2 protein-coding genes are annotated in these 20,956 nt (G+C 39.8%); both read left to right on the forward strand.

Annotated elements, in window-relative coordinates; all coding sequences use genetic code 11:
• Positions 1-229: 229 nt before the first annotated feature.
• Positions 230-679, forward strand: coding sequence for an IS200/IS605 family transposase (gene tnpA / locus VEI_RS02065; protein WP_005380573.1), 450 nt, complete (start codon positions 230-232; stop codon positions 677-679).
• Between the two features lie 573 nt (positions 680-1,252).
• Positions 1,253-20,947 carry an ESPR-type extended signal peptide-containing protein gene (locus VEI_RS02070; RefSeq protein ID WP_059361637.1) on the forward strand — a complete coding sequence of 6,565 codons (19,695 nt, stop codon included), beginning with the start codon at positions 1,253-1,255 and terminating at the stop codon, positions 20,945-20,947.
• The last annotated feature ends 9 nt before the right edge of the window (positions 20,948-20,956 follow it).

Below are 20,956 nucleotides of genomic sequence, written 5' to 3' on the forward strand. Positions count from 1 at the left end.
TAATTTAATTATACCAACGAAAAGGGTCCCTCGGGACCCTTTTTGCTTAGAAATATAAAAAAGTTAAGGGGCTGTTTTGTTACAGCCCCTTTTTGTATATAGAAAACCCCCGGATAGTCCGGGGGTTCAGTAAAAGCTTTAGCGTTGCGTCTTCGAAAAGTTACTCCTTTAGGGTAAGATAAGATTGCGGTCCGTCAACTGCAATTAAGACCCTAAAGGAGGCCATATAATGTATGACAATCAGAGTTTAGCACATACTAAATGGAACTGCAAATATCATATAGTATTTGCACCAAAGTATAGAAGAAAAGTATTTTTTGGACAAAAGCGATTTGAAATCGGAGGTATAATTCGTGAATTATGCAGATGGAAAGGTGTAGAGCTTTTGTCTGCAGAAGCATGCCCAGATCATATTCATATATTAGTAGCAATTCCACCTAAAATGTCAGTCTCATCATTTATGGGGTTTCTAAAAGGTAAAAGTAGTTTAATGATATATGAGAAATGGGGGAATATGAAATTCAAATATCGAAATAGACAATTTTGGTGTCGAGGATATTACGTCGATACAGTTGGAAAAAATGAGAAAAAGATAGCGGAGTATATTTCGAATCAATTAAAGCAAGACGAGATGTCAGAGCAATTAGTTTTAGACTTTCAAGACCCGTTTAACGGGTAGTTAGTATTCGATTGCAGATGACGGATCGACATGCGCTCCCACGCGCGGCCGGTAGCATTTGCCTTATAGGCGAAAAGAAGAACCACCGGCTAAGCCGGTGGGTAGCTTTTTTATAGAAAGTTATCTGATTAATAAAAGTATTATCTTAAAAAATAAAATGAATTAGTCATATCACACTTAAATATAAAAATATAGTTGAATATATAAAAATGGGATGAAAAATACGCGTATTAAAATTAAAATGATATTTATTTAGATTGTATTGCCTTATAGCTTATATGAATAAATAGTTATAAATATTTATTCAAAAAGATATAATATACAGCCAATAAAATAAAAAAAGTATTGATTTTATCTGTTTTTTGTGGCGAATTGAAAAGATGGAGAATTTTAATTAAATATTCTGAAAGTATGATGTATTTTATTGTTAGATACTAGTGAAATATGATAAAATTATGAAAAGAGATTTAAAATATAATGCGTATATTTTGTAACATTGTGAAAATTCAAATATTAAAAATTGATTTGTATACTATATGGTTATGAGAGATAGTTAGTAGAAAAGGAACGAGAATGAATAAGATTTTTAAAGTGATTTGGTCTAAGTCAAAACAGTGCTACGTTGTAGTATCTGAAATCGCGAAGAACAAAACTGGGAAAAAGAAAATAGTAGTAGCTGGTATTTTTGCGGCGTTGGCGATGGTAAATGGAGGACAAGCAACATTTGCAGCGTGGCCAGCAGGTAAAGAAGAAGCTCAAAGTGCATTTTGGATAGGGCGTGGTGCGAGTGCATCTGGTCAAAATGCTCAAGCAATAGGGGTAGCTGCAAAGGCTATGTATAATAAAGCTATAGCTATAGGCTCTGATAGCTCTGCTACAAGCTATGTTAGTGGTAGTACTGTAGTGGGGGCTACAGCTATTGGTGGACATTCTAATGCTAATGGTCCAGGAGCTGTCGCATTAGGGTATGAAACTAATGCTAGTGTAGGTTATTCAACTGCTATAGGTACAGCTACCAATGTTTCCGGGCAATATGGTATTGGTATTGGTTGGAATACTAGCGTATCTGCAGATAATTCTACAGCCATAGGTGTACAATCAAGAGCTGCTAAGGCTGGTGCGACGGCAATGGGTCCATCTGCTAGAGGTTATGGTGAGGGCTCCTTATCTTTAGGTTATCAGGCATTAGCTGGGGCAGATGTTTATGGTTCTAGTATCAATGTTAATAATAATCCTAGTAGTGATAATAATAGCACTATTAATAGCTATGCTAAGTGGGGTGACACGGCTATTGGCTTGCGTGCCGTAGCAACTGGTGGTAATGCAACAGCACTTGGTCGTAGTGCGAGAGCTGCAGCAGCAAACGCAATTGCTATTGGTGGTGGGAATGGTAATTCTGCTACTGATAATACTGAAAAAACAGAGGCTACAGGTGAGAAAGCCACTGCAATTGGGTATAATGCCAAAGCTGTAAACGGTAATGACACAGCTATAGGTGCAGGTGTAATTGCAAAAGGTGGTGCCTCCACCATGATAGGGTATAACTCTACTGTTACTGGTAATCAGGCTTTCGGTGGTGGCTCTGGCTTATCTGTTGCCGGTGGTGGATCTGTGGGCTTAGGCTATAATAGTTCAACAACGAGTGATAAATCAATTGCTATCGGTCATACCGCTAAATCAGATGGAGACAGTTCTATTGCTATGGGATCGGGCGCGTCCGCTAATCAGCATTCATCGGTTACTATAGGGGCTGGTTCTACAAGTGATGGCGTCCGCAATATTACTATCGGTCCTAAAGCTAGTGCTTCCGGAGTTGATTCTATCGCTATAGGTAATGGTGGTGTCGGTGGCGACAAAAATAATACGGGTGTTGGTGGAAACGGAAACACTTACACTATAAATGTTAATGACATTAGTACAAATGTCTATTATGGTGTTAAGAGTGTAGATGATGGATCTATTGCTTTTGGTAATCGTGCAAATGCAGCTAAAGGCGGTTTAGCTATTGGTACCGTATCTATTGCTGATGGTGGCATCGCAGTAGGGCAAAGCGTTTTGAGTAAAAATGGTGTTGCCATGGGTAGTGCTGTGTCGGCTACTGTTGCGAATGCAGTAGCAATGGGTAGTACAGCAGAAGCATCGAGTGTAGGTGCTGTTGCGATTGGTGGTTATAGTGCAACTGATAAGACGAAGGCACAAGGCAATAATGCCCTTGCTATAGGCGCAAGTGCTGTTACAAATGGTAGTGAAACTATTGCGATTGGTAAAAGTGCTAATGCAAGTAATGCAAATGCAGTTGCAGTTGGTAAAAACGCTAACGCATCAAAAGCAAATTCTGTAGCTTTAGGGAGTGACTCTACTACTGCTACAAATGCCACAAATCAATCTAGTGCAACAATTAATGGCGTTATCTACAATTTTGCTGGCGCAACCTCTGATACGGGCATGCAGGTTTCTGTTGGTGCAGTAGGTAAGGAACGTCAAATTAAAAATGTAGCGGCTGGAGAGGTCTCTGCTACCAGTACAGATGCTATTAACGGATCTCAATTATTTGCAGTAGCTAGTCAAATAAGGCCGATAAATTATTTTTCTGTAAATTCTACTGTAACTGGAAATAAGAATAATGATGGGGCAACTGGTAGTGAGGCAATAGCAATCGGTCCAAATGCTCAAGCAAGTGCCGGGTTTGGACTTGCTTTAGGGCATTCTGCACAGGCTAATAGTGAACATATGGTATCGTTAGGTCGTGATGCTAATGGTCAAGCTCAAAACGCAACTAACTCCATCGGTATTGGTAGAGCGGCAGGATATCAATCTAATGGAAAGAATAATATCGGCATTGGTAGTGATGCTGGACGTAAACTGACCGGTGAAAATAACATTAGTCTTGGTTCCGCTGCTGGACTTGGCGACATATTTACAAGCGGTTCTGTTATGTTAGGGCAGAATGCTACAGTTACCAAATCTAGTAGTACTGCAGTAAAACCAGTGGATAATGTAATTGCTGTTGGTAATGGTGCTACTGTTTCCGCTACATCAGCAATTGCATTAGGTACTACTTCAAATTCAGCAGGAATTAATGCGGTATCTATAGGTAATGCAAGTAAAGCATCAGGACAAAATAGCGTTGCACTAGGATCTAATTCAAATGTTGGAGGATTAGAATCAATTTCAGTCGGTAGTTCTGCTGGAGTTAATAATGGAGCACAGTATGTAGTTAATATTGGCTCGAATGCGGGTAAAGATGCTCAAGCTGAAGGTTCTATATCGATTGGTAAATTGGCTGGTGTAGCACAGCGTGGTGCAAATAATATTAATATTGGTGTGAATGCTGGTCAGAATCAACTAAATAATAGTTCTAATAACGTTAATGTTGGCAATGGTGCCGGCATGAATTTTAATGCAATAAACTCGGTTATTATTGGTAATGATGCTAATAGAAATGCATATTCTAATGCTTCTGCAATAGGGCAAAGAAGTATTGTTGCTATTGGTGATGGTACAAAAACAACTAAGGATTATGCTGTTGCTATTGGTGCTACTGCTCGTGCTAACGTTGAAGGTGGCGTTGCTCTTGGAAATAATTCGGTAGCATCTATTGATAAAGGTGTTAAAGGATACAATCCAAATGATGATCGTACTAATACGTATGGTGGATTAGCTGGTAATGTACTTACCAGTACAAATGCAGCAGTATCCGTTGGTGATAGTAGTAGTGTAACTCGTCAAATTACTGGTGTAGCGGCAGGTACAAACAATACAGATGCAGTCAATGTCGCTCAATTAAAGAGCGTAAACCTTGCTTTCAGTGGTAATAGTGGCAATAATGATGTGAACCTTGCTAATGGTACATTGGCTATTAAAGGGGATACTACCTACATTACAACGACAGCAAATAAAAATGGTATTACTATTGCTGGTAAAAAGCAGGATATTAGTGTTAATACTAATGGCGTGGCTTCAGCAAATAAAGGTATGGCTGATGCTCAAAATGTAGCGCAGTCTATTAACGATGCCATTTCTAAAAATGCATATACATGGACTGTATCTGCTAATGGTGATACTGGTGAAAGTGTAGCAAAAGGAAATACGGTAGATTTTACTGGTGATTCTAATATTACCGTTGATCGTACAGGAAAGAAGATTACTACCAAGTTAAATAAAGATATTACCGTAGATTCTGTGAAAGCTAACAATAAGGTAACCGTAGGTACAGCAGCTAAACAACTAGTATTAGATGGTACAAAAGGTGCAATTACGGCTGGTACAGGTACTAATACCATCAATTTAGATGGAACTTCTGCAACTATTACGGCTGGTTCGGGGAGCAATGCGATTAGCTTAAATGGAACCAATGCACAGGCAGCATTCGGCAGTGGAACCAACGCGGTTTCTATTAATGGTACAACAGGAAGTGTAACAGGGAAAGCTTTCACAGCGGGCAGTACGACAATTAATACTACCGGTTTAACCAGTGGTACTGGCTCAAGTGCAGTTTCATTTGGTACAAATGGCATTAGTGCAGGTAATCAGACCATTACTGGTGTAGCTACTGGTGGCAGTAAAGATAGTAATGCGGCGAATATTGGAGATGTTAAACGTTATGTATCAGGTGCAACGCTTAACCTGACAGACGGTAGCAATAACGGCACTGTAAAACTAGACGAACAAAAGCTTAAAGTGTCCGGTTCAAATGGTGTTAGAACTTACGTAAATGGACAAACTGTGACCGTTAGTCTTGATTCGGATAGTTATAATGCGACTACTAAAGGAATTGGTATCAAAGGTGATAACGGGTTTGCAACACTAAAATATCTTAAAGATGGTGATGCCATCTTTAATGTATCCGGTGATGGATCTCTTGTTACCACAAAGAGTACTACCACCGGTGTACAGGTATCTGTTAACTCCGCTAAAGTTAAAGACTTAGCAGTAGATGCAGTAACCGTAAGTAAAGCTACTAATATTTCTGATAATCCTATTACTGTAACTCCAACACCAGGTACTAACTCTAAAGATTATGCAATTGGCATTGATACTACAAAACTTTCAGCTAAAACGAATTTAGCCTATACAGCCAATGGTGCTACAGCAAAAACTGTATCTTTAGCTAAAGGTCTTAATTTTGTTAATGGTACAAATACGGTATCATCTGTAGATTCTGATGGCAAAGTATCTTTTGATTTAAATCAAGCCACAAAAGATTCTATTAATAAATCTGCTACAGCAGTAGGTCGCACTATTACGCTTAACGCAGATAGTGGTACCGGTTCTAGTCAGTCTTTAAGTAATGGTAATGTGTCCTTTGCGGTAAGTGGTGCAACTGGTGACTATATCTCCACTACAATGGATGGTAGTGCCGTAAAAGTATCTACAAAGCGTGCAACTATCAATAGTGATGCCAATACTGGTGCTGCATCTGTAACAGGTGCTGATGGTTTAGCTACTGCTAAGAATGTAGCTAGTGCTATTAATTCTGCTGTTAATGGTTTGTCTCAAAACTTAAACATCAGCGATGGCACAAATAATAGTTCTGTAGCTCTGAAAAGTCAAAAATTAACTGTTACAGGCACAGGTGCTGCGAAAGCTACTGTTAATGGTCAAACGATTACTATTGATGTAGCAGAAGGTACATTAACACCTAATACAACGAATGGTACTGTAACGGGTACTACCGGTGTAGCTAAAGCCACAGAGGTTGCTGCTGTAATTAACAATACAAATACTGTATTAGGTAATAAGATTACAAAAAATACACAAGATATTGCTACGAATACGTCGAATATCACTGCAAACAAAAATCAAATTACTACTAACACAACAAATATTGCAACAAACACAGCAAACATTGCTCATACTATTGCGTTAGCTGATGATAAAGGTGCCTCTACGACTGCTAAGTCTTTAAAAGATGGCAATGTATCTTTTAATATCAAAGGGGATAACACGTTTATCTCGACTGCTGCATCTGGCAATGATGTAACCTTGACAGTTAATGAACAAGCAATTAAGGATGCCGCTAAGTCTGCCTCTTCTTTCAAGGTGAAAGCGAATACGCATGCCGCAGAAGATGTTAAAGGTGGAGATACAATTGCCTTTAACAATGGTGATAACATTGAAATCAGCCAAACTGGTAAGACTTTCACCATCAAAACGGCTAAGAATATAACTGTTGATTCCGTAACTGCAGGTAATACGGTTATCAATACGTCTGGTTTGACAAATGGTACAACTGCTATTACAGGCACAGGTATTACAACAGATAAAGTAACTGTAGGTGGAATCTCTATTGATAAAACTGCTGGTATCAATGCTGGTGGTAAGGTTATTTCTAATGTAGCCAGCGGTACGGTAAATAATAATGCTACCGATGATTCCAATGCAGCAAACATTGGGGATGTGAAACAAGCGGTTGCTAATTTGTCTCAAAATCTCAATATTACTGATGGCACAAACAATGGCACTGTAGACCTTAAAAACCAAAAACTTAACGTGGCTGGTGCTAATGGTGTAACAGCGACTGTAAATAAACAAACGATCACAGTTGGTTTGGACGCAAATACTGTTAATGCTACAACGAAGGGTATTGGCCTTACTGCTGATACTGGTTCTACAGGTAATAAATACCTTAAAGACGGTGATGTATCCTTTGCGGTAACTGGCGATGGCAATCTTGTAAGCACGTCTGCTACGGCAGCGGGGGTGAAAGTTGCTGTTGATGCGGCTAAGGTAAAAGATTTAGCGGTAGCTGCTGTAACGGTAAGTAAGGATACGCAAGCAGATAATCCAATTACGGTAACCCCAACAGCGGGCACAAATTCTAAGGATTATGCCATCGGTATCGATACAACAAAACTTGCGGCTAAAACGGATTTAACATACCGTGCTAATAGTGCGGCAGATGCTAATGCGAAGAAGGTTTCTTTATCTAAAGGTCTTAACTTTGTAGATGGTGGATCCACAGTTGCCACTGTTGATAACGATGGCAAAGTATCCTTTGATCTTAATACAGCAACTAAGAATCAAATCAACACGAATACCACAGATATTACTGCTAATAAAGGTAAAATTGCGACTAATACAACTAATATCGCAGCCAATACAACTGCGTTAGCTAGAAATATCTCCCTTGGTGCAGATACTGGCACTGCGTCCAGCCAATCCTTGAGCACTGCTGATGTGGCATTCAATGTGAAAGGCACAACAGGTGACTTTGTATCTACTAATATGAATGGTAATACGGTTGAGATTTCTACAAAGCGTGCTACGATTAACAGTAATGCCACGACAGGTGAAGCGTCCGTAACTGGTAATGATGGCTTGGCAACAGCTAAGAATGTATCTGATGCTATTAATAAAGCTGCTGAAGCCGCAAAAGCAGGTGCGGCTTGGAATATTACAACGAATTCCAGCACAACCGATAAAACGGCTGTTAAAGGCGGTGATACAGTAGATCTTGTTAATGGTGATAACATCGAGATTACGCAAGATGGTACAGATAAAAAGAAAATCACTGTTGCTACTAAGAAGGATATTACCGTTGATTCTGTAACGGCCAATAACAAAGTAACTGTTGGCTCTGGTGCTAATGCGATTACATTAAATGGTGCAGATGGCTCTGTAACTGGTAAAGCATTTACAGGGACTACTTTCACGGGCACATCTTTCACAGCAGGCAATACTGTTATCAATACATCTGGTTTAACAAATGGTACAACAGCCATTACAGGTACTGGTGTTACAACAGATAAACTCACTGTTGGTGGTATTTCTGTCGATAAAACAGATGGTATCAATGCTGGTGGTAAGGTTATTTCTAATGTAGCCAGCGGTACGGTAAACAATAATGCTACCGATGATTCTAATGCAGCGAACATTGGTGATGTGAAACAAGCTGTTGCTAACTTGTCTCAAAACCTTAATATTACAGACGGCACAAATAATGGTACTATTGATCTTAAAAACCAAAAACTGAATGTAGCTGGTGCTAACGGTGTAACTGCGACTGTTAAGGATCAAACAATTACAGTTGGTCTAGATGCTAATACTGTTAACGCTACAACTAAGGGCATTGGCCTCACTGCTGACACTGGTTCCACAGGTAATAAATACCTTAAAGATGGGGACGTATCCTTTGCCGTGACCGGTGATGGCAGTCTTGTGAGCACATCTGCTACGGCAGCGGGTGTGAAAGTTGCTGTTAATTCCGCATCTATTACGGCTGGTGCAGATGGTACAATTACAGGTCCAACCACTGATGGTGTAGCAACTGCTAAAAACGTAGCGGATGCTATTAATGCTGCTAAAAAAGTAAGCAAAACAGAAATCACTGCTAATACAGGTGAAGCAGCTAATGCTACAACAGGTAATGTGACATTAACATCTACTACGGCAGCTGATGGTCATACTATCTATGATGTAAAACTCAATGATACAGTGACACTTGGTTCTGGCGCTAATGCGGTAACTATCGATGGTACAACGGGGGCTATTACAGGTAAAACGGCTACCATTGGTGGCGTTACTGTAAATGGTACGGCTAATACTATTGGTGGTTTATCTAATACAACATGGAATGGCACAGCCGTATCTGGACGTGCTGCAACAGAAGACCAATTGAAGGCTGCCACTGGTGCTACTACATTGAAGTTCACAGGTGATGTAGCGACTAATACTGGCTCTGTAAACCTTAAGGATGATACATTCGGTATTAAAGGTGATAATAAATACATCTCTACTGACGTAAACGGTAAAAATGTAAATCTTACAGTATCTGAAGCAGAGGTTAAAAAATCTGCTGTAGCAGCTGTAACAGTAAGTACAGATACAACGGATGCTAATAACCCATTGACGGTAACACCGACAACTAGTGCGGATGGTACAACTAAGGATTACAAGGTAACTATTGATGGTACTAAGATTGCTAACAAGACAAACTTGTCCTACAAAGCAAATGGTGGTACTGCTAAACAAGTATCTTTAGCCGATGGCTTGAACTTCAAAAATGGTACATTAACAACTGCATCTATCGATGATAATGGCGTTGTGAAATACGATGTAAATACAGCATCAATTACTGCTGGTACAGATGGTACAATCACAGGCCCAACTACAGATGGTGTAGCAACAGCTAAAAACGTAGCTGATGCTATTAATGCAGCTAAAAAAGCATCTAAAACTGAAATCACTGCTAACACAGGTGAAGCAGCTAATGCAACAACAGGTAATGTGACATTAACATCTACCACAGCTGCAGATGGTCATACTATTTATGATGTAAAACTCAATGATAAAGTGACACTTGGTACTGGTGCTAATGCTGTAACTGTTGATGGTACAACGGGGGCCATTACAGGTAAAACGGCTACTATTGGTGGCGTTACTGTTAACGGTACGGCTAATACTATTGGCGGCTTATCTAATACAACATGGAATGGCACAGCTACTACTGGTCGTGCTGCAACAGAAGATCAATTGAAAGCTGTCGCAGATGCGGCAGGTAGCCAAACTTGGGAAATCACAGCAGATAAGAAAGCTGGCACATCTGGTGCTCAAACGGGTATAAAAGAAAATGCTAAGGTTGGTAAGGATGATAAGGTGTCCTTAATTGCTGGTGAAAACCTAACTGTAGACCAAGCAGGTAAAAACTTTACATACTCCTTGAATAAAGATCTTGTGAAGATGAATTCCGCAACCTTTGAAGCAACAGGCGGTAAAACAACTGTGATTAAGGGTGACAGCATTGTTCAAACTGATGGTGCTAACGTAAATACATCTAATGCTACATCCAATACAATTACTGATGGTACAAATACAAGTACAATCACTGCTGGTAAGGCACAAATCGGTACTGTTGGTATCGATGGTGTAGCAAGCAAGATTAGTACTGGTGGTACAAATGCTGTAGTAGTTAATGGTGCAGATGGCACTGTTAAAACTGGTAATGTAACAGTAACTGGTGGTACTACAAACGATATCACTGGTTTGTCTAACACGACTTTATCTGCAACTGACTTTGCAACTAAGGGCCGTGCAGCTACAGAAGAGCAATTGAAAGCTGCCACTGGTGCTACCACGTTGAAGTTCACAGGTGATGTAGCAACTAATACTGGATCCGTAAACCTTAAGGATGATACATTCGGTATTAAAGGTGATAATAAATACATCTCTACTGACGTAAACGGTAAAAATGTAAATCTTACAGTATCTGAAGCAGAGGTTAAAAAATCTGCTGTCGCTGCCGTAACAGTCAGCACAGATACAACAGATACTAATAATCCATTAACTGTAACACCAACAACTAGTGCAGATGGTACAACTAAGGATTACAAGGTAACTATTGATGGTACTAAGATTGCTAACAAGACTAACTTGTCCTATAAAGCAAATGATGGTACAGCAAAACAAGTTTCCTTGGCGGATGGCTTGAATTTCAAAAATGGTACATTAACAACTGCGTCTATCGATGATGCTGGCGTTGTGAAATACGATGTAAATACAGCATCAATTACTGCTGGTACAGATGGTACAATCACAGGCCCAACTACAGATGGTGTAGCAACAGCTAAAAACGTAGCTGATGCTATTAATGCAGCTAAAAAAGCATCTAAAACTGAAATCACTGCTAACACAGGTGAAGCAGCTAATGCAACAACAGGTAATGTGACATTAACATCTACCACAGCTGCAGATGGTCATACTATTTATGATGTAAAACTCAATGATAAAGTGACACTTGGTACTGGTGCTAATGCTGTAACTGTTGATGGTACAACGGGGGCCATTACAGGTAAAACGGCTACTATTGGTAGCGTTACTGTAAATGGTACGGCTAATACTATTGGCGGCTTATCTAATACAACATGGAATGGCACAGCTACTACTGGCCGAGCTGCAACAGAAGATCAATTGAAAGCTGTCGCAGATGCTGCATCTAGTCAAACTTGGAATATTACGGCAGATAAAGCAGGTACAACTGGTGCTCAAACAGGTACTAAGAAAAATGCTACTGTTGGTAAGGATGAAACTGTCGAATTGGTTGCAGGGGATAACCTTACAATTAATCAAGATGAACGTAAGTTTACTTATTCCTTGAATAAGGATCTTGCTGGTTTGACTAGCGTATCCATTGGTACTGGTACAACTGAAACCATTAAACTTGATGGCGCAACTGGTAAAATTACTGCTAAAAATGCAGTTATCGGTGGTGTAACTGTCGATGGTGATAATAATCATGTAACTGGCTTGGCCAATACAACTTGGAATGGTACAGCTACAACTGGCCGAGCTGCGACGGAAGATCAATTGAAAGCCGTAGCTGAAACAGCAAAAACGACTACTGATGCAGTTAACTTGAAATTCTCTGGTAATACAAATACATCCCCTGGTGTAGTTAATCTGAAAGATGATACATTGGGCATTGTTGGTGATGGTAAATATGTATCTACTGATGCGAATGGCAAGAATTTGACTGTGAAAGTATCTGAAGCAGAGATTAAAAAATCGGCTGTAGCTGCTGTAACTGTAAGTACAGATACAACAGATACTAATAATCCATTGACCGTAACACCAACAACGAGTGCAGATGGTACAACTAAGGATTACAAAGTAACGATTGATGGTACTAAGATTGCGAATAAGACAAACTTGTCCTATAAAGCGAACGATGGTACAGCGAAACAAGTGTCCTTGGCGGATGGATTGAATTTCAAGAATGGTACATTAACAACTGCATCTATCGATGATGTAGGCGTTGTGAAATACGACGTAAATACAGCAGCAATCACTGCTGGTACAGATGGTACAATTACAGGTCCAACTAAAGACGGTGTAGCAACAGCTCAAAATGTAGCTGATGCTATCAATGTAGCTAAAAAGGCGTCTAAAACTGAAATCACTGCTAATACAGGTGAAGCAGCTAATGCAACAACAGGTAATGTGACATTAACATCTACTACAGCTGCTGATGGTCATACTATTTATGATGTAAAACTCAACGATAAAGTAACGTTGGGCTCTGGTGCTAATGCGGTAACAATAGATGGTACAGCTGGTAAAGCTACGATTGGTTCCTCTGTCATTAATGGTGTCAATAACACATTCACTACTGGTGGCGCTAAGGCCGTAACCTTAGATGGTGCCACAGGCACAATTACAGGTACAACTGCCAATATCGGTGGTGTTACTGTTAACGGTACGGCTAATACTATTGGCGGCTTATCTAATACAACTTGGAATGGTACTGCTACTACTGGCCGAGCTGCAACAGAAGACCAATTGAAAGCTGTTGCAGATGCTGCAGGTAGCCAAACTTGGGAAATTACAGCCGATAAGAAAGCTGGCACTTCTGGTGCTCAAACTGGCACAAAAGAAAATGCTAAGGTTGGTAAGGACGATAAGGTGTCCTTAATTGCTGGTGAAAACCTAACTGTAGACCAAGCAGGTAAAAACTTTACATACTCCTTGAATAAAGATCTTGTGAAGATGAATTCTGCAACCTTTGAAGTCACAGGTGGTAAAACTACTGTTATTAAAGGCGATAGCATCGTTCAAACCGATGGCACAAAAGTGAATACATCTACAGCAGGTGGTAATACAGTTTTAGATGGTACTAAGTCCACAGAAACCACAGCTGCTGGTCAAGTGATAAAAGACGGTACTAAAACAAATACATCTACTGTTGATCAAAATACAATCGTTGACGGTACTAAATCTAATAAGACTACTGTAGATAGCAATGTAATTGATGATGGCAATGGTAATGTAAACACATCTAATGCAACATCGAATACCATTACTGATGGTACTAATACAAGTACAATCACTGCTGGTAAGGCTACGATTGGTTCCTCTGTTATTGATGGTGTAAATAACACATTCACTACTGGTGGTGCTAATGCTGTTAAGTTAGATGGTGCAGCTGGCACAATTAAGACTGGCACAGTAACAGTAACTGGTGGTACTACAAACGACATTACTGGTTTGTCTAACACAACCGTAACCTCAGCAGACTTTGCAACGAAAGGCCGTGCCGCTACGGAAGAACAATTAAAAGCAGTAGGTGAACAAACATGGCAAATCACGGCAGATAAAGATGCTGCTACATCTGGTGCTCAAACAGGTACTAAGAAAGATGCTAAGGTTGGTAAAGACGATAAAGTTCAATTGATTGCTGGCGAAAATATGACAGTAAACCAAAATGAACGAGACTTTACATTCACTCTTAACAAAAATCTTGTGAAGATGAACTCTGCTACATTCCTTGGTACAGGCAGTAATACAACAGTCATTACTGGCAACAGTATTACACAAACTGCGGGTTCTCAAACGAATATATCTACTGCAGGTGGCAACACTGTCGCTGATGGTACTAAGTCCACAGAAACTACAGCAGATGGTCAAGTGATTAAAGACGGTGCTAAATCCAATAAATCTACTGTAGATAGTAATGTTATCGATGATGGTAATGGTAATGTAAATACATCCAATGCTACATCGAATACCATTACAGATGGTACAAATAGAAGTACAATCACTGCTGGTAAGGCTACGATTGGTTCTTCCATTGTGGATGGTGTAAATAATACATTCACTACAGGTGGCGCTAATGCTGTTAAGTTAGATGGTGCAGCAGGCACAATCAAAACTGGTACAGTAACAGTAACTGGTGGTACTACAAACGATATTATTGGCTTGTCTAATACAACCGTAACGGCAGCCGATTTTGCAACGAAGGGCCGTGCAGCTACTGAAGAACAATTAAAAGCTGTAGGGGAACAAACATGGCAAATCACTGCAGATAAAGATGCTACTACATCTGGTGCCCAAACAGGTACTAAGAAAGACGCTAAGGTTGGTAAAGACGACAAAGTTCAATTGATTGCTGGCGAAAATCTCACAGTGAACCAAAATGAACGAGACTTCACATACTCCTTGAATAAAGACCTTGTGAAGATGAACTCTGCAACCTTTGAAGCCACAGGTGGTAGAACTACTGTTATTAAAGGCGATAGCATCGTTCAAACAGATGGCACAAAAGTGAATACATCTACAGCAGGTGGTAATACAGTTGCAGATGGTACTAAGTCCACAGAAACTACAGCAGCTGGTCAAGTGATTAAAGACGGTGCTAAGACTAATACATCTACTGTTAATGAAAACACATTAGTTGATGGTGCTAAATCCAATAAGACTACTGTAGATAGCAATGTAATTGATGATGGCAATGGTAATGTAAACACATCTAATGCAACATCGAATACCATTACTGATGGTACTAATACAAGTACAATCACTGCAGGTAAGGCAACTATTGGTTCTTCCATTGTGGATGGTGTAAACAATACATTCACAACAGGTGGTGCTAATGCTGTTAAGTTAGATGGTGCAGCAGGCACAATCAAAACTGGTACAGTAACAGTTACTGGTGGTACAACAAACGACATCACTGGCTTGTCTAACACAACTGTAACTAGTGCAGACTTTGCAACAAAAGGCCGTGCAGCTACTGAAGAACAATTAAAAGCTGTAGGCGAACAAACATGGCAAATCACGGCAGACAAAGATGCTACCACTTCTGGTGCCCAAACAGGTACTAAGAAGGATGCTAAGGTAGGTAAAAATGATAAAGTTCAATTGATTGCTGGCGAAAACATGACAGTAAATCAAAATGAACGAGACTTTACATTCACCCTTAACAAAGATCTTGTGAAGATGAATTCTGCAACCTTTGAAGCAACAGGCGGTAAAACAACTGTTATCAAAGGCGATAGCATCGTTCAAACTGATGGCACAAAAGTGAATACAACTACAGCAGGTGGTAATACTGTAGTCGATGGTACTAAATCTACAGCTACTACAGCTGATGGTACAACTGTAACTTCTGCTAATGGAAATACTAAGTACGCAGCAGATGGTGTACGTATCAATACTACTGGTAAGAACCCTGTATCTTTAACGGATGCGGGCTTAGATAATGGTAATAATGTAATTAAAAATGTTGCTAGTGGTCATGTGAATAATGATGCTACAGACAACACAAATGCAGCTAATATTGCAGATGTGAAAAAAGCAACAACTACAGTTACTGCTAATGCTGGTGAGGCTGCTAATGCTACTAAAGGTAATGTAACACTTACATCTACTACCGCTGCTGATGGACATACTATCTATGATGTAAAACTCAATGATAAAGTGACACTTGGCACTGGTGCGAATGCAGTAACTATCGATGGTACATCTGGTAAAGCTACAATTGGTTCTTCTGTTATTGATGGTGTAAATAACACATTCACTACAGGTGGTGCTAATGCTGTTAAGTTAGATGGTGCAGCAGGCACAATCAAAACTGGTACAGTAACAGTAACTGGTGGTACTACAAACGATATCACTGGTTTGTCTAACACAACTGTAAATTCTGCAGACTTTGCAACGAAAGGCCGTGCCGCTACGGAAGAACAATTAAAAGCAGTAGGTGAACAAACATGGCAAATCACGGCAGATAAAGATGCTGCTACATCTGGTGCTCAAACAGGTACTAAGAAAGATGCTAAGGTTGGTAAAGACGATAAAGTTCAATTGATTGCTGGTGAAAATCTTACAGTGAACCAAAACGAACGAGACTTCACATACTCCTTGAATAAAGATCTTGTGAAGATGAACTCTGCCACATTCCTTGGTACTGGTACAAATAAAACTATTATTACTGGTGATTCCATTACGCAAACTGCTGGTACACAAACCAATACATCTACAGCAGCAGGTAATACTGTAGTCGATGGTACTAAGTCCACAGAAACTACAGCAGATGGTCAAGTGATTAAAGATGGTGTTAAAACAAATACATCTACTGTTGATGAAAACACATTAGTTGATGGTACTAAATCTAATAAGACTACTGTAGATAGCAATGTAATTGATGATGGCAATGGTAATGTAAACACATCCAATGCAACATCGAATACCATTACAGACGGAACAAATACAAGTACAGTTACTGCTGGTAAGGCTACGATTGGTTCCTCCATTGTTGATGGTATAAATAACACCTTCACTACTGGTGGCGCTAATGCTGTTAAGTTAGATGGTGCAGCAGGCACAATTAAGACTGGTACAGTAACAGTAACTGGTGGTACAACTAATGATATTACTGGTTTGTCTAACACAACCGTAACGGCAGCAGACTTTGCAACGAAAGGCCGTGCCGCTACAGAAGAACAATTAAAAGCTGTAGGTGAACAAACATGGCAAATCACGGCAGATAAAGATGCTACTACGTCTGGTGCTCAAACAGGTACTAAGAAAGATGCTAAGGTTGGTAAAGACGATAGAGTTCAATTGATTGCTGGTGAAAATCTTACAGTGAACCAAAACGAACGAGACTTTACATTCACTCTTAACAAAGATCTTGTGAAGATGAACTCTGCTACATTCCTTGGTACTGGTACAAATAAAACTGTTATTACTGGTGATTCCATTACACAAACTGCAGGTACACAAATAAATACATCTACAGCAGCAGGTAATACAGTAGTCGATGGTACTAAATCTACAGCTACTACAGCTGATGGCACAACTATTACAAACGGTGCTAATTCTACTGCAACAACTGCAACGGGTACTACTGTAACTTCTGCTAACGGAAATACTAAGTACGCATCAGATGGTGTACGTATCAATACTACTGGTAAGAATCCTGTATCGGTAACAGATGCGGGTTTAGATAATGGTAATAATGTAATTAAAAATGTTGCTAGTGGTCATGTGAATAATGATTCCACAGACAACACAAATGCAGCTAATATTGCAGATGTGAAAAAAGCAACAACTACAGTTACTGCTAATGCTGGTGAGGCTGCTAATGCTACTAAAGGTAATGTAACCCTTACATCTACTACCGCTGCTGATGGTCATACTATCTATGATGTAAAACTCAATGATAAGGTGATACTTGGTACTGGTGCTAATGCGGTAACGATTGATGGTACGGCTGGTAAGGCTACGATTGGTTCCTCTGTTATTGATGGTGTAAATAACACATTCACTACTGGTGGCGCTAATGCCGTTAAGTTAGATGGTGCAGCAGGCACAATTAAAACTGGTACAGTAACAGTAACTGGTGGTACAACTAATGATATTACTGGTTTGTCTAACACAACGGTAACAGCAGCAGACTTTGCAACGAAAGGCCGTGCGGCTACAGAAGAACAATTAAAAGCTGTAGGGGAACAAACATGGCAAATCACAGCAGATAAAGATGCCACTACATCTGGTGCGCAAACAGGTACTAAGAAAAATGCTAAGGTTGGTAAAGACGATAGAGTTCAATTGATTGCTGGTGAAAACCTCACAGTGAACCAAAATGAACGAGACTTCACATACTCCTTGAATAAAGACCTTGTGAAGATGAACTCGGCAACCTTTGAAGCGACAGGTGGTAAAACTACTGTTATTAAAGGCGATAGTATCGTTCAAACTGCTGGCACTCAAACGAATACATCTACTGCAGCTGGTAATACAGTTGCAGATGGTACTAAGTCCACAGAAACGACTGCCGCTGGTCAAGTGATTAAAGATGGTGCTAAAACAAATACATCTACTGTTGATGAAAACACATTAGTAGATGGTACTAAATCTAATAAGACTACTGTAGATAGTAATGTAATTGATGATGGTAATGGCAATGTAAATACATCCAATGCTACATCTAATACAATTACAGATGGTACAAACGCAAGTACAATCACTGCTGGAAAAGCAACGATTGGCACAGCTGTTATCGATGGTGTGAATAACGCAATCACAACAGGTGGTACAAACTCTATTAAGCTTGATGGTGCAGCAGGCACTGTGACTGGTTTGACTAACAAAACTTGGACGCCTGGCGTAACGAAGGCTGTATCTGGTCGTGCTGCAACAGAAGACCAATTGCAAATTGTAGCCGATAAAGTTGGTGCTGGTTGGAATGTAAATTCTGGTAAGGTAACTGGTTCTACAGGCGAAGCAAATGGTTCCGCCAAAACAAATGTAGCAAGTGGTGAAGAGGTTCAACTCCAAGCGGGCAACAATCTTATTATTGATCAAAATGGTAAAACATTGGCCTACTCCTTAAATAAAAATCTTAAAGATATGGAATCAGCTACTTTCAATGCTACAGGTGGTAAAACAACTGTTATTAAAGGCGATAGCATCGTTCAAACTGACGGTGGCAAAACTAACACATCTAACGCAGCTGGCAATACTGTAATTGATGGTACGAAAACTACTGCAACTACGGCAGCAGGAACTACAATTACTGATGGTGCTAAGACAAATACATCTACAGCTGATAAAAATGTAATTGATGATGGTGCCGGTAATACGAATACATCGAATGCTACATCTAATACGATTACAGATGGTATTAATACCAATACTGCAACAGCGACCTCTAATACACTTTCAGATGGTGCAAATACTAATACGTCTACCGCTACAAACAATACATTGAAAAATGCAGCTGGTGATGAAACTAAGGTTGATGCTAAAGGTGCAACTGTTAAGGACGCAGCTGGTAATACAACAAACGTTGCTTCTACTGGCGCTACTGTAACAAATGCAGCGGGTGATACAACTAAGGTTGAGGCTACGGGTACTACTGTGACGGATACTGCTGGAAACAAGGCTACTTTCACTAAGGATGGTGTTACGATTACAAAACCAGGTAAAGACACAGTTTCCTTAACTGGTAACGGCCTAGATAATGGCAATAACAAAATTGTTAATGTTGCAGATGGTACAGCTGCAAAAGATGCTGTCAATGTTAGTCAATTGAATGCTAAAACTAAAGCAGCAACGACTGAGTTGACTGCAAATGGTGGTCAAGGTGCTAATAATACTACTGGCAATATTGTATTAACTAAGACAACTGCTGCAGATGGTCATACAATTTATGACAATAAGTTGAATGATAAGATTACATTAGGTGCCGCTGATCCAACTAAGGCGATTACTATAGATGGTATTGCTGGTACTATCACGGCTGGTAAGGATGGCAATGTTGTTGCTATTGATGGTACGAATGGTACTGTGAAAGCTGGCGATGGTAAAAATGCAGTTGCTATTGACGGTGTAAATGGATCTGTGAAAGTTGCAGATAAGATTACACTTAATGGCAAAGATGGTAAAGCAGGTATTGGTACTGTAGGTATTGATGGTAAAGATGGCATCATTACAACAGGTGGTACAAATCCTATAGCTGTAAATGGTAAAGATGGTGTTGTTACAGGTTTAACTAATAAAGCTTGGGATCCTAACAACATTACTTCTGGTCGTGCTGCTACTGAAGACCAAATAAAATCTGCTGTATCAAATGCTGGTTGGAATGCAGCTGTTGGCTCAGAAGGTTCTGGTGTAAATAGCACACCTACTGCAACGGCTGAAAAAATTAAGGCAAATGAAACAGTAACTTTCAAAGCTGGCAATAATATGATGGTAAGCCAAGTAGGCAAAACTATTAGCTATGCAGTTAATCCTGAACTTACAGATATGAAGTCTGCCACATTTAAAGATGCAGCAGGTAACACAACTGTAACGAATGGCAATGGGATGACAATTACGCCAGGAAGTGCAAATCCTAATAATCCAAATGCGGGTCCTGTATCTTTAACTAAGGATGGATTACATAATGGTAACAACCAAATTAAAGGCGTAGCACCTGGTACGGATCCAACCGATGCAGTTAATGTATCACAATTGAATGCATCCAATACAAATACAAGCCAAGCTATTAATCAAGTAGCAGGTGAAGTTCAACGTGTTGGTGCTCATGCAGCTGCGATGGCCGCATTGAAACCAATTCAATATGATCCATTAGAACCAACTCAAGTTATGGCAGGCGTAGGCAACTATCGTGGTGAAACTGCGGCAGCCCTTGGCCTAGCACATTACACAAATGAAAATACTATGTTCAACATAGGTGTTTCTGTTGGTGGCAATCATAATATGGTAAATGCTGGTGTAACGCATAAATTTGGTTACAGCCCAGAAAAGAAAAATATTCCTGATCGTTACAAAGCGGGCCCTATTAGCTCTGTATATGTAATGCAAGATGAAGTATCTAGCCTCAAAAAGGAAAATGCAGAACAAAAATACGTTATTGCAGATCAAGCGGCTCGTCTTAATAGCTTAGAGGCTGAAAACGAACGTCAACGTCGTGAGTTAGCTGAAACTAAACAAGGTTTAGATGATTTACGCGCTGCCGTAGATAAGCTGTTAGCATCTAAAGGATAACACGTAAGA

It is taken from the genome of Veillonella tobetsuensis (assembly GCF_001078375.1).
Taxonomy (GTDB): Bacteria; Bacillota; Negativicutes; order Veillonellales; family Veillonellaceae; genus Veillonella; species Veillonella tobetsuensis.